This is a genomic window from Streptomyces spiramyceticus, assembly GCF_028807635.1.
Classification (GTDB): Bacteria; Actinomycetota; Actinomycetes; order Streptomycetales; family Streptomycetaceae; genus Streptomyces; species Streptomyces spiramyceticus.
In genome coordinates this window covers 817,365-834,738 of sequence record NZ_JARBAX010000001.1, presented here as the reverse complement: position 1 = coordinate 834,738, position 17,374 = coordinate 817,365, and the positions used below count along the sequence as shown (strand labels likewise).

The window sequence follows — 17,374 nt, the reverse complement described above, 5'->3', positions numbered from 1 at the left end:
GGTCATGCCTCGGGTTGGCAGACGGGGCAGGGCTGTAGCGCGGAGGCGTCGTCCGGCGGTGCGGCGCCGGGTTTGCCGGTGACCAGCGGGCAGTCGGGCCGGTGCAGGAGAGTCCCGCCGGGGACTTGGAGCAGCGGCCCTTCGGCGGACGGCGGCGGCGAGGGCGCTTCGACCGGCTCCGCATCCGCGTTCTGCTCCGTCGCCGCCGCGTCAGGCCCCTGACCGCGGAGCGAGGCCAGCAGCACCGCACCGGCGACGATCAGCGCCGCGCCGGGCACTGTGCAGGACGCGATGTACGGGAGCTGCCGTTCGGCGTAACGCTCACCGGAAACTCCGTACCAGCCGGTCACACACAGAACGACACCGACGGCCAGAGCTCCCAGTCCGGCCCACAGCACGGGCCGCAGCGGCCTGTCGCGCGGTCGCGTCCTCTGCACCGGTACCCCCTGGAGGCACTTGTGGGTCTGCACGAGCCTGTCCATCGCGGCGGATACGTTGCACTATGCCGTGAAGCGACAGACCCTGGAAGCATCGGGCCGAACGGCCCGATGTGCTCGTCGGACACCCGGTGGTGAGCCAGATGGTCCTCGGCAGACACCCGCGTACCGCGGCTTGGGCGGTCGCCGCAGTGCTGATCCTCGTACCCGCGGCGGCAGGATGCGGGGACGACGAGGATCCGGAGACGCCGCCGTCACCGCCGCCGGCCACCAGCGCCCCGGTGATCCCGCAGACGGACGCGCCGGCCGAGCCCGTAGCGGCGAAGGCGGAGATCGAGAAGAACTGGAAGACCTTCTTCGACGCCACGGCGACGACGGAGGAGAAGGTGAAGGTGCTGCAGAACGGTGAGGCGCTGCGGCCCGTGCTGATCGCCTTCGGCAGTGACCCGAACGCCAAGAAGTCCTCGGCGAAGGTCACCGACGTCAAGTTCACCTCCGCCACCGAGGCGGACGTGACGTACGACCTGCTGGTCGGCGGACAGCCCGCGCTGCCCGACAGCAAGGGCACCTCGGTCCTCCAGGACAAGGTGTGGAAGGTCTCCGCCAAGACGCTGTGCGCGCTGGTCAAGCTCAGCGGCAATGCGACCGCGCCGGGCTGCTGAATCCCTGCTGCTCGCGGCGCTGTTCCTGCTGAGCGCCGCCTGCGGCAGCCGGCTGCCCGAGAGCGACTTCGAGGACCGCGGGAGCGCGCCGCCGCCCACCGGGACTGCCGAGCCGACGGTACGTATCGGCATCATCACCAGCGCGACGAGCCCCGTCGGCGGGGAGGCGTTCACCGGTCCCAGGGACGGCGCCGAGGCCTATTTCGACGCCCTCAACGCCGACGGCGGCATCGACGGCCGCAAGGTCGAGGTGTTCACCTGCGACGACGGCGGCAGCGGCGTGGGCAACAACGACTGCGTGCACAAGCTGGTCGACGAGCGGAAGGTCTTCGCGCTGGTCGCGACCACCGCCCTGGACTACGCGGGCGCCCCGCTGGTCGCCAAGGCCGGCGTCCCCGACATCGGCGGCCAGCCGATCGGCACCGCGTACGACACCTACCCCCACCTGTACAGCATCTACGGCAGCCAGGCCCCGCGCACCGGCTCCGAGCCGGGCTGGAACGGCACCCTGTACGGCGGCACCGAGGTCTACCGCTACTTCAAGCGCGAGCAGGGCGCGCGCACCGCCGCCGTGGTCGCGTACAACCAGTCGGCGTCGGCGGCGTACGCCCGGCTCGTCACCCAGGGCCTCAAGGCCGAGGGCTACCGGGTGGTCACCGAGCAGGTGGACTTCGCCCTGCCGAACTTCCGCGCCGTGGCGGCGGACTTGAAGGACCGCGGGGTCGACCTGGTGTTCGACGCGATGGATACGCACGGCAACGCCCAGCTGTGCGAGGCGATGGACGCGGTGGGCGCGGAGGTCACCGCGAAGGTCACCAATGTGCAGAACTGGTCCGCCACCGTCCCCGAGGACTTCAAGGACGCGCCGCGCTGCCGCAACGCCCTGTGGGTCACCGGGTCCAGCCGCAACTACGAGGACGAGAGCCACCCGGCCGTACGGGAGTTCCGCGAGGCAATGAAGGGTCGGCCGCTGTCCCAGTGGCAGTTGGAGGGATGGGCGGCCGCGATGTGGTTCACGGACGCCGCGAGGTCCTGCGCCGCGAATCTCACGCGGGCCTGCGTCGAGGCGTACATCAACCGTGAACAGCCGTATACGGCTAGGGGGTTGTTGCTTCCCGTGACGTACGAGAAGAGGGCCGAGCCGCCGAAGACCAGTCGCACCTGTCTGTCCGTGGCCCGGTGGAGGGACGGGGACGGCTGGGTGACGCAGGGCGGGGACATGACCCGCAACTGCTTCACCGTTCCGCAACTTCCTTACCGGCCCTGATGCACAAAAGCAGAGATTGGTTGCCTGGTTGTGCTATCGATGCCACAACCGTTAAAGAACGATTTGACGCGGACCAGACCAATTCGAGACTGCCAAGTACAGTCACATTTGTGACGGCAGGCGGACCACCGCGCCGTCCGCGGAACATCATGGGGGTCGCGTCGGCATATGCACATTTCATTTCTTCTGCACAACGCATACGGCATCGGCGGGACGATCCGTACGACGTTCAACCTTGCCCAGGCGCTGGCCGAGCAGCACGACGTGGAGATCGTCTCGGTCTTCCGCCATCGCGACGAGCCGACGCTGGGCGCCCCGTCCGGCGTACGCCTGAGTCATCTGGTCGACCTCCGGAAGAAGAGCCCGGGCTACGACGGCGACGACGCGCAGTACGCGCTCCCTGCCAAGGTCTTCCCCGCCGGTGACAGCCGGCACCGGCAGTACAGCCGCCTCACCGACACGCGCATCGCCGCCCACCTGAAGTCCATGGAGGCAGACATCGTTGTCGGAACCCGCCCCGGACTCAATGTGCACATCAGCCGGCAGACCAGGCGCGGCCCCGTCCGGGTCGGACAGGAGCACCTCACGCTCGACAGCCACAGCTACCGGCTGCGCCGCGAACTGAGCCACCGTTACGCCCTCCTCGACGCCGTCACCACCGTGACCGAGGCCGACGCCGCCGCGTACCGCTCCCGCCTCAAGCTGCCGGGCGTACGCATCGACGCCGTGCCCAACAGCGTGCCCGCTCCCGCCGTCGCCCCCGCCGACTCCAGCTCCAAATGGGTTGTCGCGGCCGGCCGCCTCACCAAGGTCAAGCGGTACGACCTGCTGGTCGAGGCGTTCGCCAAGGTGGTCGCCGCCCGCCCCGACTGGCGGCTGCGGATCTACGGCAACGGCGACGCGACCGGCAACGAGAAGAACGCCCTGCGCGCCCTCATCAACGAACGCGGCCTCTTCAACCACGTCTTCCTGATGGGCACCACCAACCCCATAGAACCCGAATGGACCAAGGGCTCGATCGCCGCGGTCACCTCCAGCCTGGAGGCCTTCGGCATGACCATCGTCGAGGCGATGCGCTGCGGCCTGCCCGTCGTCTCCACGGACTGCCCGCACGGCCCCGGCGAGATCATCACCGACAACGTCGACGGGCGGCTGGTGCCCAGCGGCGACGCCGACGCGGTCGCCGATGCGCTCCTCGGCCTGATCAACGACGATGAGCTGCGGCGCACCATGGGAGCAGCAGCACTGAAGAGCTCGGCCCGTTTCGATCCGGCGCGGATCGCCGAACGCCACGAGGCCCTGTTCACCGAGCTGGTCGCGCGCGGCGCCAACGGCCGCTCGCGCAGCCGCCTCCAGGACGCCCTGTACCTCTCCCGGGGAGCGGTGCTCGACCGGGCGTACTCCCTCCGCTACAAGGCCGCCTCCGTGCTCCGGAAAGGGCAGACCGCATGACCACCACCCCGACCCGCACCGGGCCGCCGCGCGCCGACTGCATCGCGGACTCCGCGGGCGGCATCACCTTCGACATCGTGGGTGAGGATTCGCCCCGCGCGGTGCTCGTCCTGCGGCGGCGCGGCGGCACATCGGCCGCCGACGAGATGCGGCTGCCGCTCACCCCCGCGGGGGAGGGCCGGCTGCGTGCCGTGCTGCCCAGCACGCTGGAACTGCGCGAGGGCCGCTGGGACGCCTTCACCGATCACGGGGGCGAAGCGGGGGAGGAGCGCATCGAACCCGGCGTCCGCGACCTGCGCTCCCTCGTCGACCGCCACCCCGACCCGGGCCGCGCACAGGTCGCCGTACGCATCCCGTATCCGACGGCCGACGGCAAGCTCGCGGTGCGAGCCTGGCTGCGGGCGCCGCACGCCGAGGCGGGCGACATCACCTTCGGGCAGAGCGCGATGACGGTGGAGGGACGGCTGTACGGGGCCGTGCTCGGCGCCGGGGCAGCGGTGGAGGCCAGGCTGCGCGGTGCGAAGGACGAGGTGCACCGGGTGCCGGTGACGGGCGGCGAGGAAGGCACGTTCGGCTTCACGCTGGCGTACGCGCCGCTGGCCGAGGGGCGCGGGGACGAGCAGCGGCTGTGGGACCTGTGGCTGTGCGCCGCGGAGGACTCCGCCGGGATACGGATCGGGCGGATCCTGGACGACGTATGGGAGAAGAAGGGCGTCTTCCGCTACCCGGTGCTGCCCGTGGAGGGAGCGGCGCGTCCGACCACGGCCTACCCGTACTACACCGTCGACAACGACCTGAGTGTGCGACTGGACTCCGCGCAATAGCCGCGCTTGAGGCCGGCGCTTGAGGCCGGCGCTTGAGGCCGGCGGTTGGGACCAGTGGTTGAGGCCGGTGTTCGAGGACAGAAGCTGTCCTCGAACACTGGCAGACTCGCCTCCATGTTGGAGACCTCCGCACGTCTGCTGCGCCTGCTCTCACTGCTCCAGGCCCACCGCGAGTGGACCGGACCGGCCCTCGCCGACCGGCTCGGCGTCACGCCGCGCACCGTGCGCCGCGACGTCGACCGGCTGCGCGAGCTCGGCTACCCCGTCGACGCCAGCCCCGGCACGGGCGGCGGCTACCGGCTCGGCGCGGGCGCCGAGCTGCCGCCGCTGCTGCTCGACGACGAGGAGGCCGTGGCCGTCGCGGTCGGCCTGCGCACCGCCGCCGGCCACGGCATCGAGGGCATCGGCGAGACCTCCGTACGCGCCCTGGCCAAGCTCGAACAGGTACTGCCCAGCCGGCTGCGCCGCCGCATCGGCGCACTCAACGCCTTCACGGTCCCCATGCTGCGCGGCCCCCAGTCGTCCACCGTCGACGCCTCGGTGCTGACCGAACTGGCCAACGCCTGCCGGGACAGCGAGCGGCTGCGCTTCGAGTACAGCGACCACAGCGGCAGCTCGTCCCGCAGGACGGTCGAGCCGCACCGCCTGGTCTGCACCGAGCGCCGCTGGTACCTCGTCGCCTGGGACCTGGACCGGTCCGACTGGCGTACGTTCCGGGCCGACCGGATCACCCCGAGGCCGCCGCACGGCCCGCGCTTCGTCCCGCGCGATCCGCCGGCCGATGACCTCGCGGCGTACGTCTCCAAGGGCGTGTCCACGGCGGCGTACGCGGCGAACGGCGTGATCCGGCTGCGCGTGCCGCTGGCCGAGGCGGCACAAGTGGTCAGCCCCAGCGACGGCGTACTGGAGGCCGTCGACGAGCACAGCTGCCTGCTGCGCACCGGGGCCGCCAGCCTCGACGTGATGGTCATTCACATCCTGCTGCTCGGCTTCGACTTCGAGGTGGTCGAGCCGCCGGAGCTCAACGACCGGATCAGGTCGGCCCGTGATCTCCTCGCACGCGCTCTGGATCGAGGGCCCCGGGACTGACCTGGGCGGCCTGCTGGATCGCCGCGTACTCGGGGTGGTGCAGATCGAAGGCGGGCGACTCGGAGCGGATGCGGGGCAGCGTGACGAAGTTGTGGCGGGGCGGCGGGCAGGAGGTCGCCCACTCCAGCGAACGGCCGTAGCCCCACGGGTCGTCGACCTCGACCTTCTTCCCGTACTTCGCCGTCTTCCAGAGGTTGTAGAGGAACGGCAGCGTGGAGAGGCCGAGCAGGAACGCGCCGATGGAGGAGACGGTGTTGAGGATCGTGAAGCCGTCGGCCGCCAGATAGTCGGCGTACCGTCGCGGCATGCCCTCGGCGCCCAGCCAGTGCTGGACCAGAAATGTGGTGTGGAAGCCCACGAAGAGCGTCCAGAACTGCACCTTGCCGAGCCGCTCGTCGAGCATCTTGCCGGTGAACTTCGGCCACCAGAAGAAGAAGCCCGCGAACGTCGCGAAGACGACCGTGCCGAACACGACGTAGTGGAAGTGCGCCACCACGAAGTACGAGTCGGTGACATGGAAGTCGAGCGGCGGTGAGGCGAGGATGACGCCGGTCAGGCCGCCGAACAGGAAGCTGACCAGGAAGCCGACGGCCCACAGCATCGGCGTCTCGAAGGAGAGCGAGCCCTTGAGCATCGTCCCCGTCCAGTTGAAGAACTTCACGCCGGTCGGGATCGCGATGAGGAACGACATGAACGAGAAGAACGGCAGCAGTACCGCGCCGGTCGCGAACATGTGGTGCGCCCAGACGACCACCGAGAGCCCGGTGATGGCCATGGTCGCGCCGACCAGCATCACGTAACCGAAGATCGGCTTCCGGGAGAAGACCGGGATGATCTCGGTGATGATGCCGAAGAACGGCAGCGCGATGATGTAGACCTCGGGATGCCCGAAGAACCAGAAGAGGTGCTGCCACAGTAGGGCACCACCGGACTCGGCCTCGAAGACCATCGATCCGAACCGCCGGTCCGCCTCCAGGACCAGCAGCGCCGCCGCCAGTACGGGGAAGGCCATCAGCACCAGGATCGAGGTGAAGAGGACGTTCCAGGTGAAGACCGGCATACGGAACATGGTCATGCCGGGGGCTCGCATCCCGATGATGGTGGTCAGGAAGTTGACCGCGCCGAGGATCGTGCCGAAGCCGGAGAGTGCCAGGCCCATGATCCATAAATCGGCGCCGATGCCGGGGGACCGCTCCAGGCCGTTGAGCGGGGCGTACGCGAACCAGCCGAAGTTCGCCGGGCCGCTGGGCACGAGCAGCGAGCCGAGGACGGTGAGGCCGCCGAAGAGGAACAGCCAGTACGAGAGCATGTTCAGCCGGGGGAACGCGACGTCGGGCGAGCCGATCTGGAGCGGCATGATCTCGTTGGCGAAGCCGGCGAAGGTCGGGGTCGCGAAGAGCAGCAGCATGATCGTGCCGTGCATCGTGAAGGCCTGGTTGAACTCGTTGTTGCTCATCAGCTGGAGGCCCGGCCTGGCCAGCTCGGCGCGCATCATCAGCGCCATCAGGCCGGCGATCAGGAAGAAGACGAACGACGTGATCAGGTAGAGATGCCCGATCTTCTTGTGGTCGGTGGTCGTCAGCCAGTCCACGATCACCCGGCCCCGCTGCGGGACCCGTGCGGGCCCCGCGAGCGCCTCGGCGGTCTCCGTCCCCATCGATGTACCCCCTAGCTGTACGTCGGGCTCGTACTCCGGGCTCGTACTCGGGCTGGAGAACATGATGCTCGCGCGGGCCTCGGATCCGACAGGGTGCGTACGCGACCGCTCGCCGGACGGTGCGGATTGTGTGCGGAGTCCGTGAATTCGCTACGGCCCGTCAGTTTTCTGCGCCGCGCCTGGCGAGGGGAATTCGCGAGAGCCGGCCGACGGGGGCGTCGAAAGAATTACGGAGAGACTATTCAGTGATCATTTCAGGGGCTCGGAATTCACACCCTCACCGCGCGGAACTGCCCTTTCGGGTGAAGGGGTTCACGGCAAACAATCGTCGTGATCCTGTGACACAAGTGTGACCGGTGAGGTACCTGGGGCGTTGACCGAGAGACCCGGCCCCCGACTTTCTTCCCCGCTCCGTGCCGCCTACGGTGAATCACATGGCACCCATACCGACACCCTCCGCACAGCCCGACGACGCTCCCGAGGCGTACGTCGGCCTCGACGCCACCAGCGCGGAACTGCTGGCCCGTGAGCGCGGCTGGACCACCGTCAGGGCACTGCCGCCGGGCTCGATCATCACCATGGAGTTCCTGGCGGGCCGGCTCAACTTCGAGGTCGACAACGACATCGTCACCCGCTGCTGGAAGGGCTGACCAGAGCCCCGGGAGGCCCGGGAGAACGACGACGAAGGCCCCGGCGGCTCCATCAAGAGCCTGCCGGGGCCTCGTGTGCGGGGAGAGGGCTGTGCGTACCGTCCCCGCGGTCTCTGGACGGGCTGGGGCGGCGTCAGCCGCCGGCCACCGGCCGGGGCGACGCGGCCGGGCGGGCGGTTGCGCTCGTACGGTCCGCATGCGGCGGACGGCGGCTGCCCGCCGGTGTCACGGGTGTCCGCTCCGAACGGACGGTGTGCGGCCGGGGGGTGAGGTGTCCGTTGGTCCTGTTGACCGCGGGGCGTCCGCCGCTGCCCGCGGTCACCGGCTCGCGGACCGGCTCGCCGGTGGACGGCCGGCGCTGCGGGAACACTCCGGGCGTCAGACGGCCGCCGGCCGGTGCGGGACGTGCGGCACCGAGCCTGCGACGCGCGCGCCAGGACTCGCGTACCGCGAAGACCCGGGCCTCGGTGCGGCCGATCAGCGGCTCGAACCAGGGCAGGCTCAGCAGGATCAGCAGCCCCGCCGCCCAGCCGAGCAGCACATCGCTCAGCCAGTGGGTGCCCAGGTAGACAGTGGTCGCGCCGACGCCGAGCGCGACGACGGCGGAGAGCACCGACAGCCAGCGCCGGGCCCGCGGAGTGGTCGCCAGGTAGGACAGGATGCCCCAGGTCACTACGGCGTTCGCGGTGTGGCCGGAAGGAAATATATCGCCGCCGGCGAACATCTCGGCGGAGCCGATCTCGGTCGCGTAGTGCGGACCGAGGCGGCCGAGACCGAGCTTGACGGCGCCCACCGTCACGTTCAGCAGGAGCAGGGCCGCGCCCAGTGCCAGCAGCGGGCGCAGGGTGTGCTGACGCCAGGAGCGCCAGCCGAGCCAGGCCGCGACCATCACGGCGGTGGGGCCGCGCTGGCCGAGCACCACGAAGTAGTCGAGGAAGGCATGGAGTTCGGGCCACTGCTCGTACGGCCGGAACAGCATGACCTTCCAGTCGAGGGTCACCAGCCAGGACGTGATCAGCACAGCCCAGACGATGGCGATGTAGAACGCCATCGTCGAACCGAAGAGGACCGTACGGGTACGGCTCATCCCGGGGATCTCTATCTTCGGCGGCTCCGGTTCCCGGTCCAGCCGGGCAAAGATTTGGTCGGTACGCACTCAATCGACGTTACAGCGAGTGAGCGTCAAGCCCGGCCCATCCGGCTGCTTTGTGATGACGATGTGATGTGGGCTGTGTCTCATCCCGATGTTTATTACCGGCCAATCCGGAAAGCGCTGTGGTCTTGTTCCCTATTTATTCGGAGGCCGTCAATGAAGGCTGATTGCCCGTCGAAGAATTCGGTTCACCTGAACTCAACTTGGAATTTCCCGCTCACTCATGAGGGCCCAAGATCGCCGACGGGGTCCCGGCGGCGTGGCGCACGCCACACCGTGTCGTCCGCCCGATGAGGGGTGCGACACGCGAGACGGGCGTGGACTCGCGTACTCTGACGGCTCACTCGCCCGTCGATGCCGGGCCCCGCGGGACGTTGGACAACGCCGTCCTCGCCGGGTCCACCGAGCGCGAGGGATTCCACTGGGAGGTACGTACATGTCAGGGACGACCACGGCCGGAACACAGCGGTCTGCGGGCGCCCCCCGGCATCGGCCGGACCTGACTGCCGTAGCCGGCAATCGCTGGGTCGTCCTGTTCGTCCTGTGCGTCAGCCTCCTGCTGGTCGCCCTCGACGCGACCATCCTGCACATCGCGGTCCCGGCCGTCACCGAGGACCTGCGTCCCGGGTCGGTGGCGCTGCTCTGGATCGTCGACGCCTATCCGCTGGTGTGCGCCTCGCTGCTGATCCTCTTCGGCACGCTCGGCGACCGCGTCGGACGCCGCCGCGTCCTGCTGCTCGGTTACGGGCTCTTCGGCGCCGCATCCGCGCTCGCAGCCTTCGCCGACAGCCCGAACGTCCTCATCGCGGCCCGCGCCCTGCTCGGCGTCGGCGGCGCGATGATCATGCCCGCGACGCTGTCGATCCTCCGTCAGGTCTTCCCCGACCGGCGCGAGCGCGCCGTCGCCATCGGAGTCTGGACCGCCGTCGCGGCCGTCGGCGCCGCCACCGGCCCCGTGCTCGGCGGCTTCCTCATCCAGCACTTCTGGTGGGGCTCCGTCTTCCTGATCAACATCCCGCTGATGGCACTGATCCTGCCGCTCGGCCGCTGGCTCCTGCCCGAGTCCAGGGGCAGCGGCCAGGGCCCGTGGGACGTGCTCGGCGCGCTGATGGCGGCGGCCGGTGTGCTCGGCCTGGTCCTCGGCGTGAAGCGGGCCGGCAGCGGCGAGAGCATCGCCGACGCCAGGACGCTCCTGCCGCTGCTGCTCGGCGCCGCGCTCCTTGTCCTCTTCGTACGACGCCAGAAGATGCGGCACCATCCGCTCATCGACGTGCGGATGTTCGCCAGGCCCGCCTTCTCCACCTCCGTCGGCTGCATCGTCCTCGCGATGCTGGCGCTGGTCGGCCTGGAGCTCATCGCCGTCCAGTACCTCCAGCTCGTACTGGACCTGAGCCCGCTGGAGACCGGGCTGCGGCTGCTGCCGCTCACCTTCGCCGCGATGGCGGCCGGCGCCACCGGCTCGTACACCCTGCAACGCCTCGGCCCGCGCGCCATGGTGTCGCTCGGCTTCACGCTCACCGCCGGCGCCGTTCTCGTCCTGACGCTGATGGGGCTGCACGACCGGCCCGCGCTGCTGACCATCGGTTTCGTGCTGCTCGGCTTCGGACTCCAGACCACCCTCTTCGGCGCGTACGAGTCGATGCTGAGCGAGGCCCCCGCCGAGCAGGCGGGCGGCGCGGCCGCCATCGGCGAGACCTCCTACCAGCTCGGCGCCGGCATGGGCATCGCCCTGCTCGGCAGCGTCATGAACGCCGCCTACGGGCCGGGCGTCACCGAGATCCCCGGCGTCTCGTCGGCGGAAAGCTCGGGCGCGGCGAACTCGCTCGGCGAGGCGTACACGGTCGCGGACCAGATCGGCGGCCCCGCCGGGGACGCGCTGCGCTCCACCGCGCGCAGTGCCTTCGTCCACGGCCTGCATGTGACGCTCTTCGTCAGCGCCGGCCTGCTGCTGCTCGGCGCGCTGGCCGCGCTGAGGCTGCCGCGCCTGATGGACTGCGCTGCGAAGGCCCCGCTCCCGGACCGCCGTCCGGAGGTGCAGGGTGTTCCTGAGGTGCAGGGTGTGCAGATCCCGGCGTGCCGCGAGCCCGCCGAGCGGGCCGGGTCTGGACGCGCCGCGCGCTGACCCCGTAACGTCGGCGGCGAGCTGTAACTAACACTGCTAGTTTTACGCAGCGAGCCGCCGGAGGGCCAGCCATGTCCGCAACTTCCCCCTCGAAGCTTCCGCCGTTCGACCCCAGCGACCCGATCGGCATCGACGATCTGCTTGCCCCGGAGGACCTCGCGATCCGCGGGACCGTACGCTCCTGGGCCGCCGACCGCGTGCTGCCGCACATCGCCGACTGGTACGAGCGCGGCGAGCTCCCCGGCATCCGTGACCTGGCCCGCGAGCTCGGCTCGATCGGCGCACTCGGCATGTCCCTGGAGGGCTACGGCTGCGCGGGCGCCACCGCCGTCCAGTACGGCCTCGCCTGCCTGGAGCTGGAGGCCGCCGACTCCGGCATCCGCTCACTCGTATCCGTACAGGGCTCGCTCGCCATGTACGCGATCCACCGCTTCGGCTCCGAGGAACAGAAGCAGCGATGGCTGCCCGGCATGGCGGCGGGCGAGATCATCGGCTGCTTCGGCCTCACCGAGCCCGACCACGGCTCGGACCCGGCCGGGATGCGGACGTACGCCAAGCGCGACGGCACGGACTGGTTGCTGACCGGCCGCAAAATGTGGATCACCAACGGGTCTGTGGCAGGCGTCGCGGTCGTCTGGGCGCGCACCGACGACGGCATTCGCGGCTTCGTCGTCCCCACCGACGCCCCCGGCTTCTCGGCGCCCGAGATCAAGCACAAGTGGTCACTGCGCGCCTCGGTCACCAGTGAGCTCGTTCTCGACGAGGTGCGGCTGCCCGCCGACGCCGTACTCCCGGACGTCACCGGGCTCAAGGGGCCGCTGAGCTGCCTGAGTCACGCGCGGTACGGAATCGTGTGGGGCGCGATGGGCGCCGCCCGCGCCAGCTTCGAAGCGGCGGTGGACTACGCGAAGACGCGCGAGCAGTTCGGAAAGCCGATCGGCGGTTTCCAGCTCACCCAGGCCAAGCTCGCCGACATGGCGGTCGAACTGCACAAGGGCATCCTGCTCGCCCACCACCTGGGGCAGCGCATGGACGCCGGGAAGCTCAGGCCCGAACAGGTCAGCTTCGGCAAGCTCAACAATGTGCGGGAAGCGATCGAGATCTGCCGTACGAGCAGGACGATCCTGGGCGCCAACGGGATCTCACTGGAATATCCGGTGATGCGGCACGCGACGAACCTCGAATCGGTGCTCACGTACGAAGGCACCGTCGAAATGCATCAGCTGGTACTGGGCAAGGCGCTCACCGGGCTGGATGCCTTCCGGTGAGCGGCCTTGCCCACTAGCTCTGGTTGAAGAAGCCGTTGTTGTCGCGGCCCGCGGCCTCGCCGCTGACGATGACCGTGTTCGCGGGGGACAGCAGGAAGACCCGAGTCGCCACGCGCTCGATCGAGCCGCGCAGACCGAAGGTCAGGCCGGCCGCGAAGTCCACGATGCGCTTGGCGTCGGAGGGCTCCATGGACGTGAGGTTCATGATGACCGGGACGCCGTCCCGGAAGAGCTCCCCGATGCCCCGCGCGTCCCGGAACCCGTCCGGGGTGACCGTGGCGATCCTGCGGCCGTGGTCCTCGGCCGCCTCGGAAGCCACGCGCACCCGCGGGTCTGTGACCCAGGGGTTGGCTGTCTCGTTTCCTTCGGCGTATTCGTCGTCGTAGTAGCGGTCGTCGTCGCTGTCCTCGACGAGTCCGAGCCAGGCACTGGCCTTGCGCACCGATCCCATGGGACGCCTCCTTTCACCGCGGTCGGTCTGTGTCCCGCTCCCCTATGGTCGTCCATCATGCGGATTGCGCGCCAAGTGGATAGTCGCCGCGCAGGGGATTCGTGACGGTACTGGTGCAGAACTTGTGGCGGTTCGTCAAGGTTCCCACTGCATAAGGCTGCTGACGGAGTGAAAAATAGGACCGTCGGGCCACACGGGTGAAGAAGGGGACGTACGGGTGAACGGGCCAGTGACCGGCACTCTGCTGACGGAGGCTCAGCCGCGACGCCTGCCTGCCCGACTACCCGTGCCCGCAGCGCCCGTATGGAAGGGTTGGGCGCATGAGCACAGACTCTCAGCATGACTGGAAGCACTGGCACGAGCAGCGCATCGAGACCGTCTCTTCGCCGTACGGGCCGCTCTCGCTCACCGGCACCCACTGGCTCCACGACTATCCGGACGGTCGCATCCCGGATGTGCCCGGGCAGTGGATGGACGACGGCGACGCGGTGGTGCTGACCGCCGCGGCCGAGGACAGGATCAGCGTCGACGGACAGCCCCTGACCGGCGAGGTCCGGCTCACCGCGGACACCGGACCCATCCCCGCGTCCCGCGTCGAGACCGACGGGCGGCGGCTCTTCGTGATGAGCCGAGAAGGACTGTGGGCCGTCCGAGTCTTCGACCCCGAGTCGCCCGCACGGCGGGTCTTCACGGGCCTCGAAGTGACGCCGTACGACCCCAACTGGGTGCTGCCCGGCCGGTTCCGGCCGTACGACGAAGGGCGCACGACGATCCAGATCGAGAACGCGGACGGGCGCGTGCGCGGGCTCGGCCTCGCCGGCGAGATCGCCTTCGACATCGACGGCGAGGAGCACACGCTTCAGGTCGCGATCGAGGACGACGGCTCGCTCTGGGCCGTCTTCGCCGATGCGACCAGTGGCGTCAGTACCTACCGCTTCCGCTTCCTGCGGCCGGCCGAACCGGCGGCGGACGGCACGGTGACCGTCGACTTCAACCGGGCGCTGCTGCCGCCGTGCGCCTTCGCCGACCACTTCATCTGCCCGTTCCCGCCGCCGGGCAACACCCTGAGCGTCCCGGTCCCGGCAGGGGAGCGACGCCTGTCGCCGGGTGGAACACCGGGGGGCGCGAGCGCCGGCCGCTGAGCCGGTCGTGGGAGGTCGTCCGGGGAAGGCGGGCGGCCGAAAGGCGCTCTTGCGCGGGAAGTTGACGCCACGAATACTCCCGAACAGCGCTTGTCAGGGGCACAACGTGTCCGTAATGCGGACATGGTCACTGGCTGCGCCTCACGGACCCGCTCCACCCACAGCGGGTCCCCTACTTCCCCCTGGGAGGAACGAGAAGTGAGGATCAAGCGCACCACCCCCCGCAGTGGTATCGCGAGACGAACCCGTCTGCTGGCCGTCACGACAGGGCTCGTCGCCGCCGCCGCACTCGCCGTGCCGAACGCGAACGCCGACACGCCGCGCACGTACAGCGCCAACCAGCTCTCCTCCGCGAGCGACGCCGTCCTGGAGGCCGACGTCGCCGGTACCGCATGGCACGTGGACAAGGCGACGAACACCCTTGTCGTCACGGCCGACAGCACCGTCTCCCGCGCCGAAATCGCCAAGATCAAGCGCGAGGCCGGGACGAACGCAGGCGCTATACGCGTCGAGCGCACCCCTGGCAAGTTCTCCAAGCTGATATCCGGCGGCGACGCCATCTACGCCACCAGCTGGCGCTGCTCCCTCGGCTTCAACGTCCGTAGCGGGAGCACCTATTACTTCCTGACGGCAGGTCATTGCACCGACGGCAACCCGCCCTGGTACACCAACTCCTCGCGTACCACGAGCATCGGCCCCACGGCCGGATCCAGCTTCCCGGGCAACGACTACGGGCTCGTGAGGTACTCCAACACCTCGCTCTCGCACCCGGGCACCGTCGGCAGCCAGGACATCACCAGCGCGGTCAACGCCACCGTCGGCATGTCCGTCACCCGCCGCGGCTCCACCACCGGCACCCACCGCGGCTCCGTCACCGGCCTGAACGCCACGGTGAACTACGGCGGCGGCGACATCGTCTACGGCATGATCCGCACCAACGTGTGCGCCGAGCCCGGCGACAGTGGCGGCCCGCTCTACTCCGGCACCCGCGCCGTCGGTCTGACCTCGGGCGGCAGCGGCAACTGCTCCTCCGGTGGTACGACCTTCTTCCAGCCGGTCACCGAGGCGCTCAGCGCGTACGGCGTCAGCGTCTACTAAGAACCGGGCACCACCGGACAACTGCAGCCAGCAGCACGCGAGTCCCCGCCCGGTCGACCGGGTGGGGACTCGCCGCTGTCTTCGTCGCGATGCTGGTGTGGGAGGTCGTACGCAGCAACCTCTCGCCCGGGGCGCGCGAGGACTGGCCCTGGAAGCTGGAACTCCTCGACGGCCAGACCCTGGGCAGCCTGATAGCCGTCGGCGCGGGTGTGGTCTTCGCCCGCGCCCAGTACGCCCGCACCGCACGGCCGATACTGGGCCGGCGATCGCGCTGGGAGACCGGGGAATTCGCGGCGAGGATGCGGGTCACGGACGCTGTGGGGGACAGCCATGAGCGCACCATGAACCTCCTCAAGGGTGCCGGTGTGGAGCTGGACGCGCTCTGACGAGCGGTCCGTCCCATATCCCGGGTTCGCCGCTCAACTCGCCCTGAACGGGGGGAGGCTGGTGGCCGCAGCCCCTGAGGAGCGGGAGAGAGATGTGGAGGAAGCTCCCGGCCTGCACCGCTTCTTCCACCCCTTCCTCGATCCCTCCATGCTCGGCGCGGGCGATGGGCCGCGACGGGGAGGCGCAGCGGATCGCTGCGGAGGCCTGCGAGGAGCTGGAGCGGCTGCTCGGAGGCGACCATGCCCTGTGACGCGTTCGGCCCGCGAAGGACGGCGTTTCCAGCGCGACTTGGAGCCTCTTGGGGAGTGAGGACCTGCCCGAGGGACAAGTACCGGACAGGACTAGTCCTCACGCACCGCCGATCGCACGATCGCACGCGGTGTTCGCGAACGCGACGGATTGGGAAGGATGACTGGGCAGGATCCCTTTTGTAAAGGGACAGGGGGCGCACGGGGGTTGTCGTGTGCGCGTCCTGAAGTCGACCTTGTGTGCGACCCGTTGACCTCGGAATAGTGGGCGCACTCGGGCCTGCCCCCCCACCTTGCAGGGTCCGAACCCCCCACAGGAGGTCATTACGTGAAGCACCGACGCATACCCAAGCGGCGCGCGGCAGCAGCAGGGGCCGGCATCGCGGCCCTGGTGGCAGCGGGAGTCACCTTCCAGACTGCGAACGCGAGCGAGGACGCCCCGCAGTACACCGTCAAGACGCTGTCGGCGACGGGCGCCGCGAGCCTCGCCTCCGACCTGACCTCGGGCCTGGGCGGCGACGCGGCCGGGGCGTACTACGACACCAAGTCCAAGTCGCTCGTGGTCAATGTCGTGGACGAGGCGGCGGCCCAGGGCGTACGGAAGGCGGGCGGCAAGGCCAGAATCGTCGAGAACACTCTCGCCGAGCTGACGAGCGCCCGGAGCACCCTCACCGACAAGGTGACCATTCCGGGCACTTCGTGGGCAACCGACCCGGTGACCAACAAGGTCGTCGTGACGGCCGACCGTACGGTCAAGGGCGCCGCGTGGGCGAAGCTGGAGAAGGTCGTCGAGGGCCTGGGCGGCAAGGCCGAACTCAAGAAGTCCGCCGGGGAGTTCAAGCCGCTCATCGCGGGCGGCGACGCCATCCTCAGCGGCGGCGGACGCTGTTCGCTCGGCTTCAACGTCGTCAAGGACGGCGCCCCGCACTTCATCACCGCGGGCCACTGCGGCGAGGCGGGCAGCGAGTGGACGGACTCGACGGGCGGCGCGCTGGGCACGATGGCCGACTCGAAGTTCCCGGGCAACGACTTCGCACTCGTCAAGTACAACGACGGGGTCGAGCACCCGAGCGAGGTCGACCTCTACAACGGCAGCACACAGCCGATCGCCAAGGCGGGCGAGGCGACCGTCGGCATGGCGGTGCAGCGCAGCGGCTCCACCACGCAGGTGCACGACGGTGAGGTCACCGCGCTCGACGCCACCGTGAACTACGGCAACGGCGACATCGTGAACGGGCTCATCCAGACCACGGTCTGCGCCGAGCCGGGCGACAGTGGCGGCTCGCTCTTCGCGGGCGACACGGCGATCGGGCTCACCTCGGGCGGCAGCGGCGACTGCTCCTCGGGCGGCGAGACGTTCTTCCAGCCGGTGCCGGCGGCGCTGGCGGCGCTGGGGGCGGAAATCGGCTGACCCGCTCTTCACGAGGGAGGCCGCCCGGTGCGTCGCCGCACCGGGCGGCCTCTTCG

Annotated in this window: 17 protein-coding genes; 13 read left to right on the top strand and 4 right to left on the bottom strand. The window is 69.7% G+C overall.

Features of this window, described 5'->3' with window-relative positions:
* Positions 1–2 precede the first annotated feature (2 nt).
* Positions 3–437, bottom strand: a complete 435-nt coding sequence (locus PXH83_RS03730) for a hypothetical protein (RefSeq protein WP_274556598.1) — start codon at positions 435–437, stop codon at positions 3–5.
* A 143-nt stretch (positions 438–580) separates the two neighbouring features.
* Here PXH83_RS03730 and PXH83_RS03725 point away from each other — a divergent pair, with 143 nt between their 5' ends.
* The 5 genes from PXH83_RS03725 to PXH83_RS03705 all read left to right on the top strand — a co-directional run bounded on the left by PXH83_RS03725 (position 581) and on the right by PXH83_RS03705 (position 5,731).
* Positions 581–1,099: an MTB12 C-terminal domain-containing protein gene (locus PXH83_RS03725; RefSeq protein WP_274562653.1), complete on the top strand. Its 519-nt coding sequence runs from the start codon at positions 581–583 to the stop codon at positions 1,097–1,099.
* Positions 1,077–2,366, top strand: a complete 1,290-nt coding sequence (locus PXH83_RS03720; RefSeq protein ID WP_274556596.1) for an ABC transporter substrate-binding protein — start codon at positions 1,077–1,079, stop codon at positions 2,364–2,366. The genes PXH83_RS03725 and PXH83_RS03720 overlap by 23 nt, the downstream gene beginning before the upstream one ends.
* A 168-nt stretch (positions 2,367–2,534) precedes the next feature.
* A complete protein-coding gene (locus PXH83_RS03715) occupies positions 2,535–3,818 on the top strand; it encodes a glycosyltransferase family 4 protein (protein ID WP_274556593.1) in 1,284 nt (427 codons plus the stop codon).
* Positions 3,815–4,642 carry a hypothetical protein gene (locus tag PXH83_RS03710; RefSeq protein ID WP_274556591.1) on the top strand — a complete coding sequence of 276 codons (828 nt, stop codon included), beginning with the start codon at positions 3,815–3,817 and terminating at the stop codon, positions 4,640–4,642. Before PXH83_RS03715 ends, PXH83_RS03710 begins: the two co-directional genes overlap by 4 nt.
* 114 nt (positions 4,643–4,756) lie before the next feature.
* A complete protein-coding gene (locus tag PXH83_RS03705) occupies positions 4,757–5,731 on the top strand; it encodes a helix-turn-helix transcriptional regulator (protein ID WP_274556589.1) in 975 nt (324 codons plus the stop codon).
* Here the strand turns inward: PXH83_RS03705 and ctaD are convergent.
* Complete coding sequence (gene ctaD / locus PXH83_RS03700) at positions 5,676–7,388, bottom strand: aa3-type cytochrome oxidase subunit I (RefSeq protein ID WP_274556587.1); 1,713 nt, start codon at positions 7,386–7,388, stop codon at positions 5,676–5,678. The two genes, PXH83_RS03705 and ctaD, sit on opposite strands and share 56 nt — an antisense overlap.
* Positions 7,389–7,822: 434 nt before the next feature.
* Here ctaD and PXH83_RS03695 point away from each other — a divergent pair, with 434 nt between their 5' ends.
* Positions 7,823–8,038 carry an I78 family peptidase inhibitor gene (locus tag PXH83_RS03695; RefSeq protein WP_274556585.1) on the top strand — a complete coding sequence of 72 codons (216 nt, stop codon included), beginning with the start codon at positions 7,823–7,825 and terminating at the stop codon, positions 8,036–8,038.
* 133 nt (positions 8,039–8,171) lie between these two features.
* Here the strand turns inward: PXH83_RS03695 and PXH83_RS03690 are convergent, their stop codons facing one another.
* Entirely contained in the window at positions 8,172–9,194 is a 1,023-nt protein-coding gene (locus PXH83_RS03690; protein WP_274556583.1) for a phosphatase PAP2 family protein, read from the bottom strand.
* Positions 9,195–9,627: 433 nt separating this feature from the next.
* Between PXH83_RS03690 and PXH83_RS03685 the strand changes: the two genes are divergently transcribed.
* Together PXH83_RS03685 and PXH83_RS03680 are read left to right on the top strand one after the other, a co-directional pair.
* A complete protein-coding gene (locus PXH83_RS03685; protein WP_274556581.1) occupies positions 9,628–11,313 on the top strand; it encodes an MFS transporter in 1,686 nt (561 codons plus the stop codon).
* 71 nt (positions 11,314–11,384) lie between these two features.
* Positions 11,385–12,581 (top strand): acyl-CoA dehydrogenase family protein, encoded by a 1,197-nt coding sequence (locus PXH83_RS03680; protein WP_274556578.1) that lies wholly within the window; start codon positions 11,385–11,387, stop codon positions 12,579–12,581.
* A gap of 13 nt (positions 12,582–12,594) precedes the next feature.
* On the opposite strand, the gene PXH83_RS03675 is transcribed toward PXH83_RS03680, so the two are convergent.
* Positions 12,595–13,032, bottom strand: a complete 438-nt coding sequence (locus PXH83_RS03675; RefSeq protein ID WP_274556576.1) for a cell division protein SepF — start codon at positions 13,030–13,032, stop codon at positions 12,595–12,597.
* A 320-nt stretch (positions 13,033–13,352) separates the two neighbouring features.
* Between PXH83_RS03675 and PXH83_RS03670 the strand changes: the two genes are divergently transcribed.
* The 5 genes from PXH83_RS03670 (at position 13,353) to PXH83_RS03650 (ending at position 17,318) form a co-directional block, all read left to right on the top strand.
* Positions 13,353–14,174: a DUF1684 domain-containing protein gene (locus PXH83_RS03670; protein ID WP_274556573.1), complete on the top strand. Its 822-nt coding sequence runs from the start codon at positions 13,353–13,355 to the stop codon at positions 14,172–14,174.
* A gap of 198 nt (positions 14,175–14,372) precedes the next feature.
* Positions 14,373–15,272: a S1 family peptidase gene (locus PXH83_RS03665; protein WP_274556571.1), complete on the top strand. Its 900-nt coding sequence runs from the start codon at positions 14,373–14,375 to the stop codon at positions 15,270–15,272.
* A gap of 89 nt (positions 15,273–15,361) precedes the next feature.
* Positions 15,362–15,658, top strand: coding sequence for a hypothetical protein (locus tag PXH83_RS03660; protein WP_274556568.1), 297 nt, complete (start codon positions 15,362–15,364; stop codon positions 15,656–15,658).
* Positions 15,659–15,750: 92 nt separating this feature from the next.
* Positions 15,751–15,909, top strand: a complete 159-nt coding sequence (locus PXH83_RS03655; RefSeq protein WP_274556566.1) for a hypothetical protein — start codon at positions 15,751–15,753, stop codon at positions 15,907–15,909.
* Positions 15,910–16,235: 326 nt separating this feature from the next.
* Complete coding sequence (locus PXH83_RS03650; RefSeq protein WP_274556564.1) at positions 16,236–17,318, top strand: S1 family peptidase; 1,083 nt, start codon at positions 16,236–16,238, stop codon at positions 17,316–17,318.
* Positions 17,319–17,374 lie beyond the last annotated feature (56 nt).